This window comes from Plantactinospora siamensis (genome assembly GCF_042434095.1).
Lineage (GTDB): Bacteria > Actinomycetota > Actinomycetes > Mycobacteriales > Micromonosporaceae > KBS50.
On the sequence record NZ_JBHLUE010000002.1, the window covers coordinates 171,523 to 195,783 of the forward strand.

The 24,261-nt window shown below is 73.5% G+C and carries 20 protein-coding genes and 2 pseudogenes; 11 read left to right on the plus strand and 11 right to left on the minus strand.

Annotated elements, in window-relative coordinates:
• Nucleotides 1-28 precede the first annotated feature (28 nt).
• Nucleotides 29-2,290, minus strand: coding sequence for a serine/threonine-protein kinase (locus ACFFHU_RS02330; RefSeq protein WP_377335164.1), 2,262 nt, complete (start codon nucleotides 2,288-2,290; stop codon nucleotides 29-31).
• A 192-nt stretch (nucleotides 2,291-2,482) separates the two neighbouring features.
• Here ACFFHU_RS02330 and ACFFHU_RS02335 point away from each other — a divergent pair, with 192 nt between their 5' ends.
• A complete protein-coding gene (locus ACFFHU_RS02335) occupies nucleotides 2,483-3,103 on the plus strand; it encodes a LuxR C-terminal-related transcriptional regulator (RefSeq protein WP_377335166.1) in 621 nt (206 codons plus the stop codon).
• Nucleotides 3,104-3,111: 8 nt separating this feature from the next.
• On the opposite strand, the gene ACFFHU_RS02340 is transcribed toward ACFFHU_RS02335, so the two are convergent.
• The 10 genes from ACFFHU_RS02340 to ACFFHU_RS02385 form a co-directional block, all read right to left on the minus strand.
• On the minus strand, nucleotides 3,112-4,014 hold the full coding sequence (locus ACFFHU_RS02340) for a type II secretion system F family protein (RefSeq protein WP_377336018.1): 903 nt from the start codon (nucleotides 4,012-4,014) through the stop codon (nucleotides 3,112-3,114).
• Between the two features lie 11 nt (nucleotides 4,015-4,025).
• A complete protein-coding gene (locus ACFFHU_RS02345) occupies nucleotides 4,026-5,894 on the minus strand; it encodes a type II secretion system F family protein (protein WP_377335167.1) in 1,869 nt (622 codons plus the stop codon).
• Nucleotides 5,888-7,255, minus strand: coding sequence for a TadA family conjugal transfer-associated ATPase (locus ACFFHU_RS02350; RefSeq protein WP_377335169.1), 1,368 nt, complete (start codon nucleotides 7,253-7,255; stop codon nucleotides 5,888-5,890). Before ACFFHU_RS02350 ends, ACFFHU_RS02345 begins: the two co-directional genes overlap by 7 nt.
• A 22-nt stretch (nucleotides 7,256-7,277) precedes the next feature.
• Nucleotides 7,278-8,465, minus strand: a complete 1,188-nt coding sequence (locus ACFFHU_RS02355) for a CpaE/TadZ family protein (protein WP_377336020.1) — start codon at nucleotides 8,463-8,465, stop codon at nucleotides 7,278-7,280.
• 7 nt (nucleotides 8,466-8,472) lie between these two features.
• On the minus strand, nucleotides 8,473-9,252 hold the full coding sequence (gene cpaB, locus ACFFHU_RS02360) for a Flp pilus assembly protein CpaB (protein ID WP_377335171.1): 780 nt from the start codon (nucleotides 9,250-9,252) through the stop codon (nucleotides 8,473-8,475).
• A gap of 42 nt (nucleotides 9,253-9,294) precedes the next feature.
• Nucleotides 9,295-10,452 (minus strand): pilus assembly protein TadG-related protein, encoded by a 1,158-nt coding sequence (locus ACFFHU_RS02365; RefSeq protein ID WP_377335173.1) that lies wholly within the window; start codon nucleotides 10,450-10,452, stop codon nucleotides 9,295-9,297.
• Nucleotides 10,443-10,898, minus strand: a complete 456-nt coding sequence (locus tag ACFFHU_RS02370) for a TadE/TadG family type IV pilus assembly protein (RefSeq protein ID WP_377335175.1) — start codon at nucleotides 10,896-10,898, stop codon at nucleotides 10,443-10,445. The genes ACFFHU_RS02365 and ACFFHU_RS02370 overlap by 10 nt, the downstream gene beginning before the upstream one ends.
• Nucleotides 10,899-10,905: 7 nt before the next feature.
• Entirely contained in the window at nucleotides 10,906-11,130 is a 225-nt protein-coding gene (locus tag ACFFHU_RS02375) for a Flp family type IVb pilin (protein WP_377335177.1), read from the minus strand.
• 195 nt (nucleotides 11,131-11,325) lie between these two features.
• Entirely contained in the window at nucleotides 11,326-12,066 is a 741-nt protein-coding gene (locus tag ACFFHU_RS02380) for a prepilin peptidase (protein ID WP_377335179.1), read from the minus strand.
• A 24-nt stretch (nucleotides 12,067-12,090) separates the two neighbouring features.
• Nucleotides 12,091-12,645, minus strand: a complete 555-nt coding sequence (locus ACFFHU_RS02385; protein ID WP_377335181.1) for a Uma2 family endonuclease — start codon at nucleotides 12,643-12,645, stop codon at nucleotides 12,091-12,093.
• Between the two features lie 164 nt (nucleotides 12,646-12,809).
• Here ACFFHU_RS02385 and ACFFHU_RS02390 point away from each other — a divergent pair, with 164 nt between their 5' ends.
• From ACFFHU_RS02390 to ACFFHU_RS02435, 10 genes and pseudogenes are all read left to right on the plus strand, one after another.
• Nucleotides 12,810-13,220 carry a DUF485 domain-containing protein gene (locus ACFFHU_RS02390; protein ID WP_377335183.1) on the plus strand — a complete coding sequence of 137 codons (411 nt, stop codon included), beginning with the start codon at nucleotides 12,810-12,812 and terminating at the stop codon, nucleotides 13,218-13,220.
• A complete protein-coding gene (locus ACFFHU_RS02395; RefSeq protein ID WP_377335185.1) occupies nucleotides 13,220-14,863 on the plus strand; it encodes a sodium/solute symporter in 1,644 nt (547 codons plus the stop codon). Before ACFFHU_RS02390 ends, ACFFHU_RS02395 begins: the two co-directional genes overlap by 1 nt.
• Nucleotides 14,864-15,070: 207 nt before the next feature.
• Nucleotides 15,071-15,832: an ABC transporter ATP-binding protein gene (locus ACFFHU_RS02400; RefSeq protein WP_377335186.1), complete on the plus strand. Its 762-nt coding sequence runs from the start codon at nucleotides 15,071-15,073 to the stop codon at nucleotides 15,830-15,832.
• A gap of 5 nt (nucleotides 15,833-15,837) precedes the next feature.
• Entirely contained in the window at nucleotides 15,838-17,508 is a 1,671-nt protein-coding gene (locus ACFFHU_RS02405) for an ABC transporter permease (RefSeq protein WP_377336022.1), read from the plus strand.
• 9 nt (nucleotides 17,509-17,517) lie between these two features.
• Nucleotides 17,518-18,057: pseudogene (locus tag ACFFHU_RS02410) on the plus strand (flavin reductase family protein); the annotation flags it as partial.
• A gap of 228 nt (nucleotides 18,058-18,285) precedes the next feature.
• Nucleotides 18,286-18,658: pseudogene (locus ACFFHU_RS02415) on the plus strand (DUF485 domain-containing protein); the annotation flags it as partial.
• On the plus strand, nucleotides 18,639-20,306 hold the full coding sequence (locus ACFFHU_RS02420) for a monocarboxylic acid transporter (RefSeq protein WP_377335188.1): 1,668 nt from the start codon (nucleotides 18,639-18,641) through the stop codon (nucleotides 20,304-20,306). The pseudogene ACFFHU_RS02415 and the gene ACFFHU_RS02420, both read left to right, overlap by 20 nt.
• 229 nt (nucleotides 20,307-20,535) lie before the next feature.
• Entirely contained in the window at nucleotides 20,536-21,513 is a 978-nt protein-coding gene (locus ACFFHU_RS02425; RefSeq protein WP_377335190.1) for a UDP-glucuronic acid decarboxylase family protein, read from the plus strand.
• A gap of 83 nt (nucleotides 21,514-21,596) precedes the next feature.
• Nucleotides 21,597-22,823 (plus strand): LCP family protein, encoded by a 1,227-nt coding sequence (locus ACFFHU_RS02430; RefSeq protein ID WP_377335192.1) that lies wholly within the window; start codon nucleotides 21,597-21,599, stop codon nucleotides 22,821-22,823.
• Between the two features lie 306 nt (nucleotides 22,824-23,129).
• Nucleotides 23,130-24,176 carry an LCP family protein gene (locus ACFFHU_RS02435; RefSeq protein WP_377335194.1) on the plus strand — a complete coding sequence of 349 codons (1,047 nt, stop codon included), beginning with the start codon at nucleotides 23,130-23,132 and terminating at the stop codon, nucleotides 24,174-24,176.
• Nucleotides 24,177-24,261: the final 85 nt, after the last annotated feature.

Genomic DNA, 24,261 nt, shown 5'->3' on the forward strand with positions numbered 1-24,261 from the left:
CCGGGACCGCGGCGCCGGGACGCGGCCGTCAGTCCCGGACCGGCACCTCGCTGTCGGCCATGTGCAGCGGCAGGTAGTGCTCGAAGAACACCGTCTTGACCAGGTCGATCCGGCCGCTCACCCGGAACGAGTCGAAGAGCGCCACCATGCCGTCCTGCACGGCGAACGCGGGGATCCGGAGATCCTGGGCGATCTGCGGGATGCTCCGGCCGAGGGCCACCGCGCCGAGGATCCGCCGGTGTACCGGCTGCAGGTCGCGGGCGCGCAGGATGAACTCGCTCACCTGGTGCGGCCCGATCCGCTGCACGGTCACGTCCAGGGCCGCGTCCCGGGCGGCCGCGTGGAAGACCAGCAGCCGGCCGTCCTGTCGGGCGCCGCCGATCGGATCGATGAGGCCGGACAGCTGCCCCCGGGCCACGGCCGCGCCCACCCGGTCCAGCTCGATCGTGTCCAGCAGCCGCCGGGCGTCCTCGGTGACGTCGAACAGGCGCCCGTCGTGCGAGATGGTCAGCCGACCGGCCGTCGGCGGTCCGGCGCGGCCAGGCGGTGGTCGACCGGCCGGCTCGGCCACCCGGTCGGCCGGTCGGCGGCGCGGCCACGGCCACCGGCCGCGACCACCGGTGCCACCCGGAGCCGCCAGGCCACCGGCGCGGCGCCGCGCCGCCGAACCGGCAGACCCGCGGCCCTCGGCCGGGCCCGACCGCTCGGCGGTGTCCGCCACGCCGCGCTGCACCGGCGGACGTGGGCCCGGATCCCGGTCGGCCTGATCCGGCCCGGCACCGACCTCGGTCCGGGCCAGGCTCCGGTGCAGCACCGCCCCGAAGGGCCGGGCCGCGGGGGCGAGGCGGGCGATGTCGGTGTCGGTGAACGCGCCGTCGGTCCGGTACAGCAGCAGCGCCCCCCAGGTGCCGTCGGCGTCGTAGAAGGTCATCCGCAGCTCGTCGGCGAAGCCACGCGGTCGCAGGATGGTGCGGTAGCGGCGGCTGGTGGCCGGGTCGCCCTGGGTGTAGGCGCGCAGCGAACCCACTCGCGCCCGCTGGGCGAGCTCGGCGAGCCGGAGCACGTCCTCCTGGCCGTACTCGTTGGCGAACAGCTCGTGCTCGAACCGCTCGTCGTGCGGACCGCCGTCGACCACGCAGGAGGACCACATCAGCGTCACCGGATCGAGCACGGCCCAGATGGCCAGGTCGTAGCCGACGGCCCCGCGCAGCAGCAGGCCCGCCTGCTGGCGCAGCGTCAGGTGGTCGGCGGCCGGGTCGAGGTGGTTGCCCAGCCGGGTGGCGAGCGAGTCGCCGGCCAGCACGGGGCCGGCGGGGAACGCGGCCAGCCAGCCGAGTCGCGCCGGCGCCTGGGCGCGACCGAACGCGGGCCGGCCGCGGCTGTCCGAGCCGCGCCCCGGATGCTTGATGTCCGGGTCGGTGTGCCCCTCGAGGTCGTCGTCGGCCAGCCCGTCCAGCGGCACCCGGATGCCCGCCGCGTGCGCGAGCGTCACCGTCACCTCTTCGCTGCCCGGCCGCCGCTCCGGCTCCTTCGCCAGGCACCGTTGCACCAGGTCGGTCACCACCGGAGGCACGCCGGTCAGCCGCGGCAGCGGCGCCGGTTCGACGTAGGCGTGCGCGGCCAGCATCTGGGTCGCGGTCTCCGCGGTCCACGGCATCCGACCGGCCAGGAGCAGGTAGAGGATCAGGCCCAGGGCGTACACGTCGGTGGCCGCCACGACCGGGTCCCCGGCCAACCGTTCCGGCGCCACGTACGCCGGCGTGCCGAGCAGCAGCCCGGTGCCCTCCGGGTCGTCCGCCTCCCCGGCCACGGCCGCGAGGCCGAAGTCGACCACCTTGGCGCCGCTGGCGGTCAGCATCACGTTGGCCGGCTTGACGTCCCGGTGCACCAGGCCGTGCGCATGCGCCGCCGCGAGCGCCGACCCGACCTCGGCACAGATCCGCAGGGCCAGCTCGACCGAGAGCGGGCCGCGCTTGAGCCGCTGCGACAGGGAACGCCCGTGCAGCAGCTCCATGACCACGAACGGCACCCGATCGCCGGTCTCGGTGTCCGATTCGCCGTAGTCGTACACCCCGGCCACGTGCGGGTGGGTCAGCCGGGCCGCGGCCCGGGCCTCGGCGAGGACCCGCTGGCGGGAGGCGATGTCCTGGGCGTACCGCGGGTTGAGCACCTTGACCGCGACGCTGCGGTCCAGCACCTCGTCGTGGGCCCGCCAGACCACGCCCATCCCGCCGGCGCCCAGCTGGGCGACAAGCCGGTAGCGATGCCCCAGAATGTCGTCGCCGCGCACTATCCCACTCTGCCCTCTCCGCCGGACGTCGAACTGTCCGAAAGCCGTCTTTGCCAGGTCAGCACCCCTGCGCGCACGTACCTAAGCAAGACTTAATGTGAATTCCCCCGCCGACCTGGCAACCTCGGTGCAGTCACCGCGTGATCCGCCGGTGACGGAACGCCGATCGGCAAACAGGGGTGGGGAGGTTAGATGCCCACGGTTTTCGCCATCCACACCCGTCCCGGTACCCATCTCGTGGTCCGGCGTGCCGTGGCCACGCTGCCGGGCACCGAACTCGCCGGCCGGAGCACCTCCGCGGTGGAGGCCGAGCGGGTCTTCGACACGCTGGCGCCGGACGCCGTGACGATGGACGTCCGGCTGCCCGACGGCGACGGCATCGAGCTGGCCCTGCGGCTGCGCGCCCGCCGCCCGGAGCTGTGCGTGGTCCTGTTCAGCCCCCCCGACACCCGGCTGCTCCGTCGCGCGGTCTCGGCCGGCATCACCACCCACGTCACTCCGCCGGTCGAGGTGGCGGAGGCCGCCGCGGCCATCGGGGTCTGCCTCTCCGGGGGCGCCAGCTTCGGCACCCGCTCGCTCGCCCGGTTGTTGCGGGAGGCCGCCGAGCCGGGAAAGGTCGAGCTGAGCCCGCGGGAGCGCGAGGTGGGCCGGTTGTTGGCCGCCGGGCTGAGCCCGGCCGAGATGGCCGAGGTCATGCACGTCAGCGAGTCGACGGTAAAGACCTACCTGGCGCGGGCGCGGGCCAAGATCGGGCTGCCGGCGGAGCCGTTCCGGCGCCGGATGCCGCCACCACGACAGGGGCCGCAGCACTAGGCGACCACTCAGTTGCCGAGGGTGGCGAGCAGCCGGATGATCCCCGGACCGAGGACCACGACGAAGAGGGCCGGGAAGATGCAGAAGATCACGGGGAAGAGGATCTTCACCGGCACCTTCTGCGCCATCTCCTCCGCGCGCTGCCGGCGGCGCAGCCGCATCTCCGCGGCCTGCTGCCGCAGCACCTTGCCCATCGGGACGCCCAGCGAGGTGGCCTGCACGGCCGCCGACGCGAACGCCTTGAGCTGCGGCACGCTGCTCCGGGCACCCATCTGCCGGAGCGCGTCGACCCGGGACTGACCGATCTGCATCTCGTGCAGCACCCGGGCGAACTCGCCCACCATCGGTCCCCGGCCGTTCCGGACCACCTGCGCGAGCGCCGCCTCGAAACCCAGACCCGCCTCGACGGTCACCACCAGGGTGTCCATGATGTCCGGCAGGGTGCGCCGGATCTCCTCCTGGCGCTCCTGCGCCAGGTGCAGCACCAGCGCGTACGGCGCGAAGAAGCCGGCGGCGCCGCCGACCACCGCCCAGCCCAGCGCGCCGATCGGGCCGGTGTAGAGCAGCGAGAGCAGCAGACCGAGCGCGGCCCCGACGAACAGGAGCAGTCCCTGGTACGCGAGCACCGCGTCGACGCTCAGCCATGACGGGTTGCCCGCCTGGTCGAGCCGGCGGGTCAGCCAGGTCAGCGCCCCGCTCGTGCTGAGCCGCCGGCCGATCGAGGCGGCCTGCCGGGGCAGCGATCCGGCCGGCGGCTCCGCGGCCTGGGCGCGGGCCGCGGCGATCCGGTAGCCCTGGTCGACGGCGCGCAGCGTCCGGGTGACCGCGCCCCGGCCCTCCCCCGCGGTGACCGCGGTGAGCGCCAGGATGATGGCCAGGAAGAGCGCGCCCAGCCCCGCCACCAGCAGCATGTTCGGCACGGCTACACCTCTACCTTCGTCCAGCGGCTCATCCAGAAGGTGCCGACGGCCATCAGCACCGCGGCGCCGATCAACATGGTCAGCCCCAGCGGGGTGGTCCAGAGCGCGGCCAGGTAGTCCCGGCGCGTCAGCAGCAGCCAGCCGGCCAGCGCGAACGGCAGCCCGATGAGAACGTACGCGGACAGCCGCCCCTCGGCCGACAGCGCCCGGACGTGCCGGCGCAGCCGGTCCCGCTCGCGCAGCGTCTCCACCGCGGTCTCCAGCACCTCGGCCAGGTTGCCCCCGGTCTCCCGCTGGATCCGGATGGCCATCACCGCCCAGGCCAGGTCCTCGTTGCCCACCCGCTCGGCCGTGCGCTCCAGCGCGTCGTCCAGGTCGGAGCCCAGCCGTACCTCGGACATGGCCCGACCCAGCTCCACGGCCAGCGGGCCCGGCGGGGCGTCCCGGACCACCCCGTCGATCGACTGGCCCAGCGAGAAGCCGGACTTCAGCGAGCCGACCACCAGCTGGAGCGCGTCCGGCAGCTGGTCGGCGAAGGCGCGGCGGCGACGCCGCTCCCGCGTCCGCCGCCGCAGCGCCGGGACGAACCAGCCCAGCACGGCGCCGAGCAGCAGCCCGAGCGGGCCGGCCAGCAGCCCCAGCAGGATCGCCCCGGCCACCGCGCAGCCGGCCGCCCAGAGCAGCCGGTTGGGCCCGTGCTCGGCCTCGCCGTCGGGCTGGGCGCCGGCCCGCTCCGCCGGGCCGGGGGGTCCGGTCCGGTTCGGCCGCCGGCGCGGTCCGGCGCGGTTCGGACCGGTGTCGCCGGTGATCGGCACGCCCCCGCCGGCCACCCGGAACCGTTCCACCTGGCGCAGCCGGCCGGGCCGGACCGAGTCGCCGCCGGCGAAGACCACCAGCAGGATCGCCGCCACCAGCAACCCAAAGATGAGCAGCGTGAGCGGCCCAAGGCCCAGCCCGAGGCCGCGCAGGCCGCCGCCGGTCGCGGCCGAGGCGGCGGCCGAGGGCAGGGCCGGGATCCGCACCGGCACGTCGGCGCTGGCCCGGTCCGCTCCGGCGCCGACCGACACGGCGAGCCGGGTCTCGGTGCCGGCCAGCTCCGGCGGCACGGCCACCGAGATGGTGGCGCGGACCGGGAAGGTGCCGGCCATCGCGCGCAGCGCCCCGGGCAGCGCCCCGGGCGCGGCGGCGGGCCGGACCGTTCCGCCGGTCGCGGCCACCGCCCGGCGCAGCCGGGTCAGCCCGCCCCGGGCGGCGCCGACCGGCACCAGGTCGATCCGCCGCTTGGCCGAGGTCAGCTGCCCGGCAATCCGGTCCGCGTCGGCCGAGTTGTCCGGGTTGGCGGCCACCACCAGCAGCCGCCGGTCCGCGGCCCCGCCGCCGACCCCGGCCGCGGTGGCCAGGCCGGCGTAGATGGCCGGGTCGCCGCCGGCCCGCAACCCCGCCACGGCGGTACGCAGCGCCGCCCGGTCCCGGGTGGGCGGCAGCACCACCGCCGGGGTGCCGGCGGCCGACACCAGCCCGATGGCCAGCTCGGCGGGGGCGGCCGCGGCGAAGCCGAGCACGCCGTCCCGGGCCGCCGGCAGGGTGCCGGCGGCGGCCGTGCCGGTGTCCAGCACCACCACGACCGACCGGTCCGGCCCGGCCCGGTCCGGGCGGACCGTGGCGGACAGCGGCTGGCCGTTCCAGCTCACGGTCACCGGTGGAAGCTCGCCACCGGCCGCCCCGGGCAGGTCCGCCACCAGTTCCACCCGGTCCGCGGTCACCGCGCCGGGCACGACCGTGAGCCCGTCGTCGGCCCGGGCCGGCCCGGCCCCGGCGGCGAGCGCCGCCACGGAGACCAGCCCGGCCACCACCAGGCGGCGGGTCACCACGGCTGGCCCTCGAACATGCCGGCCGGCACCGGCTCGCCGGCGTCCTCCAGCGCGTCGAGCAGCCGGGGGCGCAGCCCGGTCCACCGCAGCGTGCCGCGGTGCCGGCCATGCTCGTCGAGGCCGGCCCGGTGATCGAAGACGAACAGGTCCTGCATGATCACCACCTCGCCCTCCATCCCGAGCACCTCGGTCACGTGGGTGACCCGGCGGGTCCCGTCCCGCAGCCGGCTCTGGTGCACGATCAGGTCCACGGCGCTGGCGATCTGCTCCCGGATGGCACGTACCGGCAGCTCCAGCCCGGCCATCAGCGACATGGTCTCCAGCCGGGCCACCGAGTCCCGCGGCGTGTTGGCGTGCACGGTGGTGAGCGACCCGTTGTGGCCGGTGTTCATGGCCTGCAGCAGGTCCAGCGCGGCACCGTCCCGGACCTCACCGATGACGATGCGGTCGGGGCGCATCCGGAGCGCGTTGCGAACCAGGTCCCGTACGGTGATCTCGCCGCGGCCCTCGATGTTCGGCGGTCGCGATTCGAGCCGGAGCACGTGGTTCTGCCGCAGCTGGAGCTCGGCCGCGTCCTCGATGGTGACGATCCGCTCCTCCGGCGGCAGGAAGCTGGAGAGCACGTTCAGCGTCGTGGTCTTGCCCGAGCCGGTGCCGCCGCTGATCACCACGTCGAGCCGGGCCCGTACGCAGGCGTACAGCAGCTGGGCCACCTCGGGGGTGAGGGTGCCGAAGCCGATCAGGTCGTTGGCGGTGAACGCCTCCCGGGCGAACTTGCGGATGGTGAGCACCGAGCCGTCCAGGGCCACCGGCGGCAGCACCACGTTCACCCGGCTGCCGTCGGGCAGCCGGGCGTCCACCATCGGGCTGGACTCGTCCACCCGGCGACCCACCCGGGAGACGATCCGGTCGATCACCCGGCGCAGGTGGTGCTCGTCCACGAACGACGCGTCGACCGGGTGGATCCGCCCGAAGCGCTCGGCGAAGATCTGGTCCGGCCCGTTCACCATGATCTCGGTGACGTCCGGGTCGCGCAGGAGCGGCTCGATGGGGCCGTGCCCGAGAATCTCGTCGAGCAGGTCGGCCGCGATCCGGGCCGGGTCGGCCACCGCGAGCGGCGAGTCCGTCCGGGCCAGGACGTCGTTGATGGTGTCCCGGACCTTCTGCTCCAGCACCGCGTCGGCGGTGCGGGTGTCGTAGAGCTGCGGGCCCAGGATGTCCAGCAGCTCGCGGTGCACCCGCAGCCGCAGCGCCGCCATCGAGCCGCCGGCCGGGACGGTCACCGTTCCCGACGTACGGCCCCGGCCGCCGCTGTCGGCGGAGTTCGGGTAGCGCTGCGCCAGCCGATCGCTGAGGCTCATGCCGACTCCTCGCTCCGCTCGCTCATCGGTTGCCTCCGCGGCCCAGCCGCTCGCGCAGCCCGCGGCCGGCCCGGTGCGGCGTCCGGTTGGCGATCTGCGCCTGCGCCACCTCCCGGATGGCCTTGCTGACCGGATGCGCCGGCTTGTCCGCCACGATCGGCACCCCCCGGTTGATCGAGATGGGTACGTCCCGGCTGGACGGGATGTGCGCCCCGATGGGCGTACGCAGCACCCGGTCCACGTCGGCGCCGGTGAGCCCGACCCGGGAGTCGCTGCGGTTGAGCACCACCAGCCGGTTCTCCCGGCGCAGCCCGAGCAGGTCGAGCATGTCGATGGCGATCCGCAGGTTCTTCAGCGCCGGCACGTCCGGGGTGGCCACCAGCACGTGCAGGTCGGAGACGTCGAGCGCGGCCAGCACCCCGTCGGTGAAGGCGGCCGGCGTGTCGATCACCACGTAGTCCACCATCGTGCGCAGCGCGGCCAGCACCCGGGCCACGAGGTCCCGGTCGATCCGCTCCGCCTCGGCCGGCCCGACCGGCGCGAGCAGCACGTCCAGCCCCGGCCCGTACGGGGTGAGCAGCGCGCGGACCAGGTTGGCGTCGATCCGGTCCCGGGCGCTCACCGCGTCCGCGATGCCGCGCTCGGGCACCAATTGGAGCATGATGCCGACGTCCCCGAAGGCCAGGTCGAGGTCCACCAGGCAGACCCGGTGCCGGCCGCCGTCGGCCAGCGCCACGGCCAGGTTGGTGGCCAGCGTCGACTTGCCGCACCCGCCCTTGGCGGCGAACACGGTCACCACCTTGGCCTCGGCGGCCGGGGCCGCCGGCGGGGCGGGCGCCGGCGCGGCCCCCTGCTGCAGATGCCGGGACACCTCGATGGACCGCATGCAGGCCGCCCGTACCGCGGCCACGTCGCGGACCTCGACCACGTCCCGGATGCCGGCCCGGAGCGCCTGGCCGAGGGTCTCCACGTCCAGGCCCTCGCGCAGCAGCACCACCCCGAGCGCCGGGCGGGTGAGCCGCTGCTGGGCCGAGAAGTCGACCGCCAGCCGCGCGTCCGTGCTGGGCCCGAACACCACCAGCGGCTCGGCCGGCTGGTCGGCCAGCAGCCGCTCCACGTCCTCGATCCGGCTCGCCGGCAGGACCCCGGCGCCCAGCAGGCCGGCCAGGTGCCCGCTCCACTGGCGGTTCGGTTCGAACAGGATGGTCATCACGCGCTTACCCGAACAGCGATCGGTTGTCGACGCCGGTGTCGGGCTTGACGTCGGAGGTGTCGCCCAGCAGGCCGATGTTGATCGCGCCACCCAGCGCGACGGCGTGCGCCAACCGCTCGGCGTCCCGCTGGTTGAGCCCGAAGGTGACCTCGAATTCGTTCTTGCCGCCGCCCGTCGAGGTCACGGCGTCCCCACCGCTCCCCTTGGCCGCGGCCTCCACGGAGATGACCTCGACGTTCGTCATGAGCAGCCGGGTGACGCTGTTGACCGCCCGGCCCTTCTCCAGGCCGGCGCCGGAGACCGTGTCCCGCTTGGCCGGGTCGGCCGGGGTGTACGTGTAGAAGATGGCCACCCGGGTGCCGGCACGCACCGACGACGGGCTGAACACCGTGGAGGTGACCCGGGCGCTCACCGCGAGCTGGCCGTCCGGGATGGCCACCCCGCTGCCGTTCTTGACGGCCGTGCCGAACATGGCCCGCAGCAGCAGCTGGCCGCGCTGGACGGCCGAGGTGACGACCATGGTGTCCAGGTCGGCGCCGACCTCGCCGAGCGTGTCCTCCGGCAGCGAGCCCACCGGCATCGGCACCGCGCGCAGGTACCCGTTCGACCGCAGCGCCCGCCCGGACGTACCGGCCGGGATCTGCTTGTCGGCCACCAGCACCGTCCGGGCCTGCTTGCCGGCGGTGGCGCGGGCGTCGGCCGAGCGCAGGTACAGCAGGACGGCGCCGGTGCCGATGGCCGCGAGCACGACGGCGAGGACCACCGAGATGACGCGTCGGTTCATGTTTCCGGGTTCCTTATCGGGGAGGGGGTGTGCGGTTCTGGGTCAGCCGATGGGTTGGACGATCCTGGCCCCCAGGTCCGGTCCGCCGAGGGCGCCACCGCCCGGCACCAGGTCGCGGACGAGGTGGCCGTACACGCAGTTGCCGGCGGTCGCGCAGGGCGCCGCCCCGGCCGGCGGCTCGTCGTCGCCGGGCAGCTGCCAGCCGGTGACCACGAACGCGGCGAACCCGCGCACCTCGTACCGGGCCGCGCTGCCGGCGCCGGTGACCGCGCCGATGACCGGCACCGCCACCGGCCGGCCCGAGTCGCGCAGGTCGGCCAGGGCCCTCGCGCAGCCGCCGGCCAGGGTGGCGTCGGTGCCGACGGCGTCGCCCGCCGACAGCGTGGTCCGGCAGTCGGCGCCGGTCGGGGCCAGCCAGCGGAAGCCACCCCGGGTGCCGGCGGCCGCGCCGCACGCGTCGGGGGCGTCCGGGTCGTACAGCGGGATGGCGCCCTCGGTCGACGGGTACCGCCGGCCGTCGTTGGTGAGCGTCCGCCAGTCGCAGGCGGACAGCGTCATGGCCAGCCCGGTGGCGGTGGCCGGGGCGCCCCAGCCGACCCGGGAGCAGGCCGTGACGTGCGCGCCGTTGAAGCCGCTCAGCACGGCCTGGGCGAAGACCGGCGGCAGCACGGTACGCCCGTCCGCGGTCTCGGTCCCGGTGTGCACCTCGGCGTAGTCGCCGGCGTCCGGAGCCGGGCCGACACAGTCGGGGACCCCGCCGGTGGGGGCCGGGCAGTCCACCGAGTCGCCCTCGAACCGGCCGCACACCTGCGCCGCGGCCGCGCCGTCGGCGGCGTTGTCCCGGGCGAGGCCCGCCGCGAGATCCCGGCGGTTGGCGGCCGAGCAGTCGCCGGCCGCGCTCGCGCACTCCTGGGCCACCCGCAGGGCCGCGCCGTCGGCCCCGCTCTGCAGCTGGGTCCGCTCGGCGTACAGGTTGCCCACGTCCACCACCAGGGCCGCCATCCCGAGCAGCACGCCCGAGCCGAGCAGCAGCGCCACGGTGATGGCCACCGCGCCCCGATCGCCGCGGCTTCGGCTCGCGGGCCGCTCGCCCAGCCACCGGCCCGGGGACCGCTCGGCCAGCCACCGGCCCGAAGACGGCACGGCGAGGCGCCGGCTCGCCCCCTCGACGAGCCGGCGCAGGGTTTGGCTCACTGGCACGGCATGACCCCTCGGCCGGTGATGGCGATCCGGTTGTCCGGGCCGCCCAGGGTGATGCCGGCCAGCGCGCCGATCGGGGTGACGAACTGGAACCGGTCGACCACCCGTACCGTCACCGGCGCACTGTCGGGCAGCGACCCCGGCTGGCACGGGTCGGCCACCGTGACCTGGACGTCGGTGCCGGCGATGGCCGCGACCCGGTCGGCCGGGTCCTGTCCGAACGCCGCCGCCCGGGCGCCCTCGTGGGCCGCCTGGGTGGCGTTGAGCTGCGCGTTCAACATCCGTCCGAAGTCGATGATCCCGAAGATCAGGAGCAGCAGCAGCGGCAGCACGAGCGCCATTTCGACCGCCGCCGCCCCCTGGTCCGGTGTGCGGTGCCTCGTTCGGTTGAGCCAGCCGAGGGTCCGGTCGCCGGACTCGTCGAACCGGACCCTCGGTTCAGCCATTGCGTGCCTACGGGGCGCATGCCGCGTTGGGTCCGCCAATCGCCCGACATGCCGCGGTGAACCGGCCGGAGATGGCGGTCCCGAGGAAGGGGATGGTGAGAGCGATGATGACCGCGATCAGACCGATGATGAGGGCGTACTCCACAGCGGTAGCGCCGCGGTCCCGCTCCAGCCGACCTGCCAGGTCCCAGGACTGGAACCAGGCCACCATCCGGTTGACGTACTCGTTCATGAAGAAGCGCTCCAGGGGAGGGGTCGCGGCGTTTCGGACCGTCGCGACGGTTACGGGGGAAGTGAAGCGGACCGAGTCTGTCGGCCGGTGGCGGCCGTGTCAGTCCGCCGCCGGTGCTGATCGCGGCCGACCGATCCGGCAGCCGGGATGACAACCAAACCCGCCGTTCGGTGGATTCTTTCTTGCCCAAGGGAACTATCGCAGGGCGGCAATGATCATCGCCGCAAACGTCCCCGCGAGCAAGGCGGGGCCGAACGGGACGGACGTTTTGCGGCCGGCCCGACCCGTGACGAGCAGGCCCACCACCAGCGGAAGGTTGAGCAGCGGGGCCAGCGCCACCCCGGCCACCACCGGGAACCAGCCGAGCCAGCCGAGCAGCAGCCCGATGGTCGCGCCGAGCTTCACGTCGCCGAAACCGAGCCCCGAACGCGGCACCAGGGCGATGGTCAGATAACCGACACCGCAGGCCGCCGCCGCCCCGAGCGCGCGCAGCAACGGCCAGCCGGCGCCGTCGACCAGGGCCGCCAGCCCGAGCAGCGCCAGCCCGCCGGCGGCCACCGTGCCGACCAGCGGGTCGGGCAGCCGGAGCACCGCGAGGTCGACCAGGGCGAGCGGCACGGCCAGCGCGGCGAACAGCAGGTACGCCGGCAGCGCGGCCACCGGTCCCACCGCGGCTGCCACCCCGCCGCAGGCCGCCGCGGACAGCGGCACGGTCAGCCACCGGCCCGGTCGGGGTCGCCGCCCGCACCCCGGGCACCGGCCGGCGGCCCGCCACCAGGGGCCGCGCTCCGCCCCGCAGTACGCGCAGCCGGTGCGCCACTCCGGTCGGGGCGCCCCGGCCGGCCACTCGACCGCGTACCGGTGGACCAGGCCGGAAACGAGCACGCCCCAGCCGGCGCCGGCAAGCGCGGCGGCGACCACGACGGCGAGCAGCACCGCCGCATCGTATGCCGAGCGGGATCAGCAGATGGTGCCCAGATCGAGGGTGAGCGGGAACGGCTGGTCGGCCGTCCAGGTCTGACCCGCGGTCACCAGGGCCGCCTCCCGGTAGACGCCGCCGACGTTCTCCAACACCGTCAGGGTCCGCTTGCGCGGGTCCACGAGCCAGTAGCGCGGTATGCCGGCCACGGCGTACTCGTGGCGTTTCAGGACCAGGTCCCGGCCGGCGTTGCTCGGCGAGATGACCTCGATCACCAGCAGCACGTCCTCGGGACGCAGCGCCGACCCGCCCCGGTCGATGGCGTGGTCCCGCGCGACGAAGATGTCGGGCACGAGGTATGAGGATCGCTTGGCGCTCACCCCGATGTCCTGGCCGACGAGCAGGTCGTCCGGGGCCTGCCGGTCGAGCAGCCGGCGGAGCCGGTTGGCCACCCCGCCGTGGAAGACATCCGCATGGGGCGACACGAGCAGGCTCCCGTCGAAGATCTCGTACTGCTGGCCATCGGCAGGGAGCGCCCAGAGGTCGTCCACCGTCCAGGCGTCACCGTGCCGAGGCTGAGCGACGGGGCTGGTCATCACCGGTCCTTTCTACCGCTTCACCCTGGCAGCCCCGGCCGTTATCCACAACCGCCCCGAGTTGTCCACAGGGGTGACCCGTTGTCCACAGGTTGTCCACAGCCCGGCGACGCCCCGGCAGATGCTTGTCTTGACAAACATCTCCGGACGGTGAGACTGCCGGGGTGGCCGCAACCCCCGACACCCCGGCCCCGGCGCCCGCGGATCCGCCGCGGCGGGCCCGCATCGTGCTGGCCGAGGTGGGCCGCCGGTCCACGCCGCGGGCCCCCATCCGCACCGAGCTGGCCCAGGGCACGCAGATCGGCGACGCGCTGGTCCGCGGCCTGGTCCGGGCCCAGCTGGCGCTGGCCGTACGGCTCTCGCTGGTGGTGGTGATCGGGCTCGGCGGCCTGCCGCTGCTGTTCGCCATCGCCCCCACGGTCGGCCGGGTCACGCTGTTCGGGGTGAAGCTGCCCTGGCTGCTGCTCGGCGTCGCGGCGTACCCGTTCCTGCTCGGCGTGGGCTGGCTGCACGTGCACTGGGCCGAACGCAACGAGCAGGACTTCACCGACCTGGTCCAGCGGCCGGAGCGCTGATGGCCATCCCGTACGCGGCACCGGCCATCGTGGTCGTCACGCTGGTCACGGTGGCCATCGGCTTCTACGGCCTGCGGGTGGCCCGGACCACCTCGGACTTCCTGGTGGCCTCCCGGATGGTGAGCCCGACCTGGAACGCGGCCGCGATCGGCGGCGAATACCTCTCGGCCGCCTCGTTCCTGGGCGTGGCCGGCCTGATCCTCAAGTACGGCGTGGACGTGCTCTGGTATCCGGTCGGGTTCGCGGCCGGCTATCTGGCGTTGCTGCTGTTCGTGGCCGCGCCGCTGCGCCGGTCGGGCGCGTTCACCCTGCCCGACTTCTGCGAGCTGCGCCTCGGCTCGCGCCCGCTGCGCAAGCTCGCCACCCTCTTCGTGATCTTCATCGGCTGGCTCTATCTGGTGCCCCAGCTCCAGGGCGCCGGGCTCACCCTCAGCACGGTGACCGGCCTGCCGTACGCGCTGGGCGCCCTGCTGGTCGGCGCGGTGGTGACCGCGAACGTGGCGCTCGGCGGCATGCGGGCCATCACCTTCGTGCAGGCCTTCCAGTACTGGCTCAAGCTCACCGCGCTGGCCGTACCGGCGATCTTCCTGGTCCTGCAGTGGCAGTCGGACGGGCGTCCGGCCGTGACGCCGGAGTCCGGCACGGTGTTCCGGACCGCCACCACCGTCGAGGTCCGGCAGGACGCGACCGTCACCCGGGCCGACGGCACGATCCAGCGGGTACGCCCCGGCGACCGGCTGAGCTTCCCGGCCGGTGAACCGGTGCCGGAGGTGTCCACGGTGCAGACCCGGGGCGGGGTGGACTGGCTGCTGCCCAGCGCCGCCGGCCGGGACGACCGGGGGCTGTTCGGCACGTACTCGCTGATCCTGGCCACCTTCCTGGGCACGATGGGGCTGCCGCACGTACTCGTGCGCTTTTACACCAACTCCGACGGCGCCGCCGCCCGCCGGACCACGCTGGTGGTCCTCGGCCTGGTGGGGGCCTTCTATCTGCTGCCCACCCTGTACGGGGTGCTGGGCCGGGTCTACACCCCGCAGTTGCTGGTGACCGGCGACACCGACGCGGTGGTGGTGCTGCTGCCGTCGGTGGCGCTCGGCGGCTCGACCGTCGGCCACCTGCTCGCGGCGCTGGTCTCGGCGGGCGCGTTCGCGGCGTTCCTGTCCACCTCCTCTGGCCTGCTCACCAGCGTGGCCGGGGTGCTCTCCGCGGACGTGCTGCGGCGCGGTTCGGTACGGGGTTTCCGGCTGGCCGCCCTGGTGGCCGGGGTGGTGCCGATGGCGCTCGCCCTGTCGGTCACCGGGCTGGATGTGTCCCAGGTGGTCGGCCTGGCCTTCGCGGTGGCGGCCTCGAGCTTCTGCCCGCTGCTGGTGCTCGGCATCTGGTGGCGCGGGCTCACCGCCGCCGGGGCGATCGCCGGGGTGCTGGCCGGCGGCGGCGCGGCCGTGCTGGCGGTCCTGGTCACGGTGCTCGGGCCGCCGCTGCGCGGCTGGCCCTCGGTGCTGGTGACCCAGCCGGCCGCCTGGACGGTGCCGCTCGCCTTCACGGTGATGGCGGTCGCCTCGATGGCCACCCGCCGCCGCACCCCCGCGGACGTAGCCGCCACCATGCTCCGCCTGCACTCCCCCGAGGCCATCCGGCTGTAAGGACGGACCCGCCGGGGGCGCTCCGGCGCAGCATGCGCCGCCGGCGGGTCCGCCGGGCCCCTTGTTATCGCTTTTTGTAGAGGAAGGGGCCCTTCCTAACCGGTCAACCTCCGCGGGGCGGACCGGTGAGCGCTCCGCCCGCGGGAGGAGCCGGAGATCATTCTCTGGCCGGAGTCCTGGCTGGCGGTGGCGGTCTACGGTGGCCGCATGGATGGGAACGGACGGCCGGCGCTCGCGCTGCGCGGACTGGCCAAGCGGTTCGACCACAAGGTGGCGGTGGCGGGCGTCGATCTCGACGTGCCGGCCGGCTCGTTCTACGGGCTGCTCGGGCCCAACGGCGCCGGCAAGACCACCACGCTGTCGATGGCCGTCGGACTGCTCCGCCCGGACGCCGGCACCGCGTACGTGCTGGGTCACGAGGTGTGGGCCGACCCCATCGAGGCCAAGCGCCTGCTGGGCGTGCTGCCGGACGGCGTACGGCTGTTCGACCGGCTGACCGGGCCGGAGCTGCTGGCGTACCACGGTCTGTTGCGCGGGATGGACCCGCAGGTGGTCGACCAGCGCGCCCGGGAGCTGCTCGACGTGCTGGCGCTGGCCGACTCCGGCCGCACCATGGTGATCGACTACTCCGCCGGCATGAAGAAGAAGATCGGCCTGGCCTGCGCCCTGCTGCACGCGCCCCGGCTGCTCGTCCTCGACGAGCCGTTCGAGGCCGTCGACCCGGTCTCCGCGGCCCTGATCCGGGACATCCTGCACCGGTACGTGACGGGCGGCGGCACTGTCATCTTCTCCAGTCACGTGATGGAGGTGGTGGAACGGCTGTGCAGCCACGTGGCGATCCTGGCCGACGGGGCGATCAAGCGGGTGGGCACGCTTGCCGAGGTCCGCGGTGACCGGTCGCTGGAGGACACGTTCGTCGAGGTCGTCGGCGGCCGGACGGCGACCGGCGAGGAGCTGGCGTGGCTGTGACCGAGGTGGCCGCACCGGCGGACCGGCCGGTCGCGGCCCGGCGCCCGGTCTCGCCGGGACACTTCGTCCGACTCAAGCTGCGGGTGCTGCGCAACAACTTCCGCGGCCAGCCGGCCCGGATCATCATGTTCGTCGTCGGGCTCGTGCTGGCGCTGTGGTTCGCGGGCACCGGCTTCCTGCTCTTCGCGGCACCCGGCATGACCGACCGGCCCGACGTGGCGCTGCTGGTCTCCGCGTTCGGCGGCGGGCTGCTGGTGCTCGGCTGGCTGTTCCTGCCGCTGGTCTTCTTCGGCGTCGACGAGACGCTGGATCCGGCCCGGTTCGCGCTGCTGCCGTTGCCCCGCCGCACGCTGATCGGCGGGCTGCTCGCGGCGGCGCTGTTCGGCGTGCCGGCGCTGGCCACCCTGCTCGGCTCGACCGGCCTGGTGGTCTCGGCGTGGGGGCTGGGCGGCGCGCCCGCCGGCCTGGTGGCGATCGTCGGCGTACTGGCCGGGGTGGTCCTCTGCGTGGCCGTGAGCCGGGCCATCACCAGCGCCTTCGCCACCATGCTCCGGTCCCGGCGGGTCCGTGACCTGGCCGCGGTGCTGCTCGCCCTGTTCGCCGCGCTGCTCGGCCCGCTCCAGATCGCCGTGCTGGGCACCGTGGAGAACACCGACTGGCACCGGTACGAGACGCCGGCCCGGATCGTCGGCTGGACCCCACTCGGGGCGCCGTTCACGATGGGCCTGGACGTGGCCGACGGGCGGGCCTGGGCCGCGCCGGTCAAGCTGCTCATCACCGTGCTGGCCATCGGGCTGCTGCTGTGGTGGTGGGCCCGGTCGGTCGAGTCGGCCATGCTGGGCGCGACCGGCGGCGCGACCGCGCCGCGCCGGGGCGCGAGCGCGGACTCCCCCGTGCGCCAGCTCTTTCCGCGGGTCCTGGACGGGCTGCGACCGACCCGGTACGGCGCGCTGGTCGCCCGGGAGGTCCGCTACTGGTGGCGAGACATGCGGCGTCGGGCCGGCCTGATCACCTTCGCCGTGGTCGGCATTTTCCTCCCGGCCATGATGAACATCCGCGGCGTCCACGGCGACGTCGGCGCCGGGTCGCCGTCCCGGGTCACGCTCAGCTTCTCGCTGCTCTTCGTCGGCCTGCTCGCCGCGATCACCCTGGTCAACCAGTTCGGCTACGACGGCAGCGCGTACGCCGCGAACGTCACGGCCGGCGTGCCCGGCGGCGCCGAGCTGCGGGCTCGGGCGACCGCCTATTCGCTGTACGTCGTGCCCCTGCTCGCGGTGATCTCGGTGGCCCTTGCCCTGCTGCTCGGCCGGCCGGGATGGTGGGGAATGATCGCCGGCACCCTGTTCGCGGCGTACGGCGCCGGCATCGGCATCAACCAGTTCATTTCGATCTTCGGTGCGTACGCGCTGCCGGAAAACAGCAACCCGTTCGCCATCAACACCGGCGCCGGGGTGGCGAAGTCGTTCCTCAGCTTCGTGGCCATGCTGGGCACCGCCGTGGCCGGGGTGCCGATGCTGGTGGCCAACGCGCTGCTGGGGGACGGCTGGCTGTGGCTGGCCCTCCCGGTCGGCCTGGCCTACGGCACCGGGGCCGCGGTGCTCGGCACGTACCTCGCGGGGGACGTGCTCGACCGCCGCATGCCGGAACTGCTCCAGTCGGTCACCCCGCGCCGCTGATGCCCGCCGGGCAGAATTGGTCGGGTGACCCAGCCGCCCGGTGGCCAGATCCACCACACCGACCCGTTCGCGACCCCCCAGGCCGACCGGTCGCCGGTACGCCGGCTGCGCGGCCGGCTGGCCGCCCCGGTGACGCTGTGGACCGCGCCGGGGCCGGCCGGTCTCACGGTCTCCTCGACGCTGGTGGCCGACGGCGCTCCGGGCCGGTTGCTGGGCCTGGTCGACGACGAGTCGGAGTTCTGGTCCGCGCTCACCGCGGCCGAGCGGTTCGCGGTGACGCCGCTCGGTCCCGCGCATCGCCGCCTCGCGGACCGGTTCGCCGGGCTCTTCCCGGCGCCGGGCGGGCCGTTCGCCGAGGGCGAGTGGACGGAGACCGACTTCGGGCCGGTGCCGGCCGACGCCGGTGGCTGGGCGGGCTGCCGGCTCGACGAGGCCCGGCCGTTCGGCTGGGCGCTGCTGATCGAGGCCACCATCGAGACGGTCGAACTGGCGGACGACGTACCGCCGCTGCTGCACCACCGCGGACGGTACCGCGACCTCGCCTCCTGATCCGTCCCGGCGCTCGCGGCCGGCGCGAGCGGCCGGCGCCGGACCGCGCCGCTGATCGATTCCGGCCAATCGGGTTCGGGCGACGAGCGGCGTGACCGGAGTCACTCGGCGCACCGTGCGGTCCGTTCGGCGCAGCCGCCGGCACCTCCGGTTCGGAGCACTTCCGTGGTACGGCGTCACTACCTACCGTGCGCGCAATTCCGCACCCTGCGAAGGTGGTGATCCCGCATGTCCACGGATACGCCCGCCGAGACGCCGGCCGGTACGGCCGAGCCGGCGGACCGGTATCTGGAGGTGGCCAGGTCGGCCGAGTTCGACGGCCTCCGGCGCGCGCTGCGCCGGTTCGTCTTTCCGATGACCGTGGCGTTCTTCTGCTGGTACGCGCTCTACGTGATCCTCTCGGCGTACGCCCGGGGGTTCATGGGCCAGATCCTGTTCGGGCACATCAACGTGGCGCTGGTCTTCGGCCTGCTGCAGTTCGTGTCGACCTTCCTCATCGCCTGGCTGTACTCCCGCTACGCCGACCGGAACCTGGACCCAGTGGCCGACCGGATCCGGCACGAGCTCACCGGAGGTGACGCGTGAACGGCGTCCTCGCGGCCGCTTCGGCCGGTTCCGCCCGGGGCCTGACCATCACGCTGTTCCTGGTGCTGGTGGCGGTCACCCTGGTGATCACGATCTGGGCCAGCCGGCAGACCCGCACGGCCACCGATTTCTACGCCGGCGGCCGGTCGTTCTCCGGATTCCAGAACGGCATGGCGATCGGCGGCGACTACATGTCGGCCGCGTCCTTCCTGGGCATCGCCGGCATCATCGCGCTGAGCGGATACGACGGCTTCCTCTACTCGATCGGCTTCCTGGTGGCCTGGCTGGTGGCGCTGCTGCTGGTGGCCGAGCTGCTGCGGAACTCCGGCCGCTACACGATGGCCGACGTGCTGGCCTTCCGGATGCGGCAGCGGCCGGTCCGGACGGCGGCGGCGGTCTCCACCATCACGGTGTCGATCTTCTATCTGCTGGCCCAGATGGTCGGCGCGGGCGCCCTGGTGGCCCTGCTGCTGGGGATCAAGCCGGGCACCACGTTCCTGGGCATGGACGCCGGGACCGCGAAGGTGGCCACCATCATCCTGGTCGGCGCCCTGATGATCATTTACGTCACCGTGGGCGGCATGAAGGGCACCACGTACGTCCAGATCGTGAAGGCGATCCTGCTGATGGGCGGGACGCTGATCATGACCCTGCTCGTGCTGGCGCACTACAAGTTCAACCTCTCCACCCTGCTCGGCGACGCGGCGCGGGCCTCCGGCAAGGGCAACGCGTTCCTGGAACCGGGCCTCAAGTACGGGGTGGAGACGGCCGACGCGACGAAGACGTTCTACAGCAAGATGGACCTGCTGTCGCTCGGCATGGCCCTGGTGCTGGGCACCGCCGGGCTGCCGCACATCCTGATCCGCTTCTACACGGTGCCGACCGCCCGGGCGGCCCGCCGCAGCGTGCTCTGGGCGATCGGGATCATCGGCGTCTTCTACCTGTTCACCCTGGCGCTCGGGTTCGGCGCGGCCGCGCTGGTCGGCGGCAAGGCGATCGCCGAGCAGGACAAGGCCGGCAACACGGCCGCCCCGCAGCTCGCGCAGGCGCTCGGGATCGACTACCTGGGCGGCGACACGGGCGGGTCGATCCTGCTGGCCGTGATCGCGGCCGTCGCGTTCGCCACCATCCTGGCCGTGGTGGCCGGGCTCACCCTGGCCTCCTCGTCCAGCCTGGCCCACGACTTCTACGCGAACGTGGTCCGGCGCGGCGAGGCGTCCGAGCGCCAGGAGGTGAACGTGGCCCGGGTGTCGGCGCTGGTGATCGGCGCGATCGCGATCGTGCTGTCCATCTTCGCGCAGAGCCTGAACGTGGCGTTCCTGGTGGCGCTCGCCTTCGCGGTGGCGGCGTCCGGAAACCTGCCGGCGATCCTCTACAGCCTGTTCTGGCGGCGCTTCAACACCTCCGGCGCGGTCTGGGCGATCTACGGGGGCCTATTGGCGGCGGTGGTGCTGGTGTTCTTCTCGCCCGTGGTCTCCGGAGCGCCGACGGCGATGTTCCCGAAGCACGACTGGCACTGGTTCCCGCTGTCCAACCCGGGCATCATCTCCATCCCGTTCGGCTTCCTGTGCGGCTGGGTGGGCACGCTGCTGTCCCGGGAGCACGACGAGGCGAAGTACGCGGAACTGGAGGTCCGGGCGCTCACCGGCGCGGGCGCGCACTGACCGCCCGCCGCGCGCCGCGGCGACCGGGCCGCACGCGGCCCGGGCCGCCCGCCGCGCGCCGCGGCGACCGGGCCGCACGCGGCCCGGGCCGCCCGGCGTGCGCCGCCCCCGGCGGCGCACGCCGGGAATCCCCCTCCCGCCGGCCGGCCCGACCCGGCCCGGGAGGGGGATTCGCGTTCTCCCTCTCCGGACCGGTCGGGAGATCGCCGGTCTGTGTAAGCTCGGCGGCATGGTGGTTTCGCAGCGATTCGGGTCCGGACAACGCGTTCTCGTCACCGGCGGCGCCGGCTTCGTTCCGTCCCACCTGGTCGATGCGCTGATCAAGCGGGGCTGCACCGTGGTGGCCGTCGACAACTTCGTCACCGGCTCCAAGGAGAACGTCGCCCACCTGGCCGAGGAGTCCCGTTTCACGCTGGTGGAGGCCGACATCTCGGAGGGCCTGCCGGCCCACCACCCGGCGCTGGCCGAGCGCTTCGACGCGATCATGCACATGGCCTCGCCGGCCAGCCCGACCGACTTCGCGCTGCTGCCCGTCGAGATCCTCCGGGTCGGCTCGCTCGGCACCCTGCACCTGCTCGACCGCGCGCTCGCCGACGGCGCCCGCTTCCTCTTCGCCTCCACCTCGGAGGCGTACGGCGACCCGTTGGTGCACCCGCAGCCGGAGAGCTACTGGGGCAACGTCAACCCGAACGGCGTACGCAGCGTCTATGACGAGGCCAAGCGGTTCTCCGAGGCGGCCACCATGGCCTACCACCGGTTCCACGGCCTCGATGTGGCGATCGTCCGGATCTTCAACACCTACGGTCCGCGGATGCGCCCGGACGACGGGCGCGCCATCCCGGCCTTCATCACCCAGGCGCTGCGCGGCGAGGCGATCACGGTGCACGGCACCGGCGCACAGACCCGGTCGATCTGCTACGTGGACGACCTGGTCCGCGGCATCCTGCTGCTGCTCGACTCGACGGAGACCGGTCCGATCAACTGCGGCACCGAGCACGAGATGTCGATGCGGGAGCTGGCCGAGCTGATCGTCGAGATGACCGGCAGCGGGTCCGAAGTGACCTATGTCACCCGTACCGCCGACGACCCGGAGAAGCGCCGCCCGGACCTGACGTTGGCGCGGGAGCGCCTCGGCTACGAACCGCAGGTCGACCCCCGGACGGGGCTGGGCCGCACCATCGAGTACTTCCGGGATCACCTGGGCTGAACCACCGGCGGAGGGTACAAATCCGCCCGTAACACCCCGCGGCGTCCAGGGTTTTCTTGGCCTGACTACGTACCCTGAGCGGCATGTCAGCGAATCCGCCCGCCGGTTGGTCCGGCGACGACTACCCGCCGCCGTCCCGCGGCGTGGCCGGCCGCAGCACCGTCCCGGTCGCCGCCGGTCGCGGCCGGATCCCGCGCCCGGCCTCGGGCGACCGGGACGTCGACCCGGGCCCGGGTTACGGCCATGGCCGCGGCGGGCCTGGCGGCCCGGGTGGACCGGGCTGGCCCGGTGACCCGGCCGGTCGCCGCCGTCGGCCGCGCTGGGGCCGGATCGCCCTGGTGGCCGTGCTCGTGCTCGCCCTGGTGACCGGCCTCGGCGTCTGGCTCTACGCGCGCAACCTCGACTCCGACGTCAAGCGGGTCGACCCGTTCTCGGCCATCACGGCCGGCCGCCCGGCCAAGACGGTGTCCGGCGCCTTCAACATCCTGCTGGTCGGCAGCGACTCCCGGGACCCGGACGCGCCGGTCGACGGCGCCGGCAAGTGGCGGTCCGACACGATCATCCTGATGCACGTGCCGGCCAGCCACGACAAGGCGTACCTGGTCTCCATCCCGCGCGACCTGTACGTGCCGATCCCGCAGAACGCCTCGGCCGACTGCGGCACCGGGCAGCGCGAGAAGATCAACGCGGCGTTCGCGTTCGGCGGCCTGCCCCTCGCGGTCCGGACCGTCGAGTGCGTCACCGACGTCCGGATCGACCACGTGATGGCCATCGACTTCGCCGGCTTCAAGGAGGTCACCGACGCGCTCGGCGGGGTGGACCTCAAGGTGGATCAGAGCATCACGTCGATTCACAAGCCGTACCGGAAGTTCACCAAGGGCATGATGCACATGGACGGCGCCACGGCGCTGGACTGGGTGCGGCAGCGCAAGCAGTTCGCCCAGGGCGACTTCGCCCGGGTCCGGCACCAGCAGGAGTTCCTGCGGGCCCTGATGGACAAGGCCGCCAGCACCGGCACGCTGGCCAACCCGGCCAAGCTGACCGCGTTCCTCAACTCGGTCACCAAGGCGGTCACCGTCGACAAGGACCTCTCGCTGGTCGACATGGGGGTGCAGTTCCGCAACCTGCGCGGGAACAACCTCACCTTCATCACCAGCCCGAACCTGGGCGGCCAGACCATCAACGGTGAGTCGGTGGTGGTCTCCGACAAGCCGCGGGCGCTGGCCATGTACCAGGCAATGGCCGCCGACCGGATGGAACAGTGGGTGAGCGCCGACAAGCAATCCGGGACTGGCACCAACGGCGGTTGAAACCACCCGAACGGCCGCATCGACGCAGCGTAGCGGCCGTTCGGGCCCCCGGTGGCCCGGGCCCGGGGCACCGCAGCCCACCGACGCACCGTGCCACTACCTCGCGAGATCGGCTATGGATCCGTACAGTGGGCTGGCCACCGCACGTGAACTGGAGCAGGCATGCCGGTTGACACCCGCCGACGTCCCTCAGTGGAGCCGCCAGCGGCGCCCGTATACGGCTCCGCGGCCCCACCCCCGCCGACCGATCCGCCCCGACCGACCGCCCGCAAGCGACGCCGCGATCCCGCCTGGGCGCGCACGCTGGTGATCTTCGGAGCGGTGCTGATGATGCTCAGCGGCGTTGCGATCGTCGGCAGCAAGGCGATCATCAGCCGGGCGGCCGGCGCGATCGACCAGGAGAACCTGCTCGGCGGCGCCGGCAAGGCGGGGAGCGACCTCAAGGGCCCGATCGATCTGCTGCTGCTCGGGGTGGACGTCCGCAAGGGCTGGGACAAGAACGACACCCGACCGGACACGATGATCATCCTGCACATCCCCGCCGCTCACGACCGGGCCTATCTCGTCTCCCTGCCCCGGGACACCGAGGTGCAGATCCCGCCCGCCAAGAACGGGTTCAAGGGCGCGGTCGAGAAGCTCAACAGCGCGTTCTACTTCGGCGCGCAGAACGGCGGCGGCTGGGCCGGCGGCACGGAACTGCTGGCGCGGACGATCAAGAACGCCACCGGCATCAGCTTCGACGGCGCGGCCATCATCGACTTCAACGGCTTCAAGGGCGTCATCGACGCCCTCGGCACCATCAACGTGTGCGTGGACCAGAAGGTGTCGTCGCACCACATGATGCTGGTCGACGGCAAGCTGATGTACATCACCGACGCCCAGAAGAGCGGTCGGCCGTACAAGCCGGTGACGTACGAGCCCGGCTGCCAGGACATGAAGGGCTGGCAGGCGCTGGACTTCTCCCGCCAGCGGTACGGGCTGAAGAACGGCGACTACGACCGGCAGCGCCATCAGCAGCAGGTGATCAAGGCGATCGCCAAGAAGGCGATGGCGGGCGGCGTGATGACCAACCCCGTCAAGGTCAACAACCTGGTCAAGGCCGCGGGCAAGGCGTTCACCCTGGACACCAACGGCGTGCCGATCCAGGACTTCATCTTCACCATGCGCGGGGTGACCGCGAACGACCTCACCCTGCTGCGCACCAACGCCGGGAAGTTCAACTCGCACAAGACCAACGGCGAGTCCCGGGAGGCGCTCACCCCGGAGAGCATCGAGATGTTCCGGGCGGTGAAGTCGGACAAGCTCGCCGACTTCATCAAGCTCCACCCGGACTTCGTGGCCCCGAAGGCCTGACCCCTCGTACCGGGGTTGCCGGTCCGCGACCGTGGAGCCGGCGGTCCACCGACCGCCGACTCCGGCACGCTGAGTAGCGCAAAGG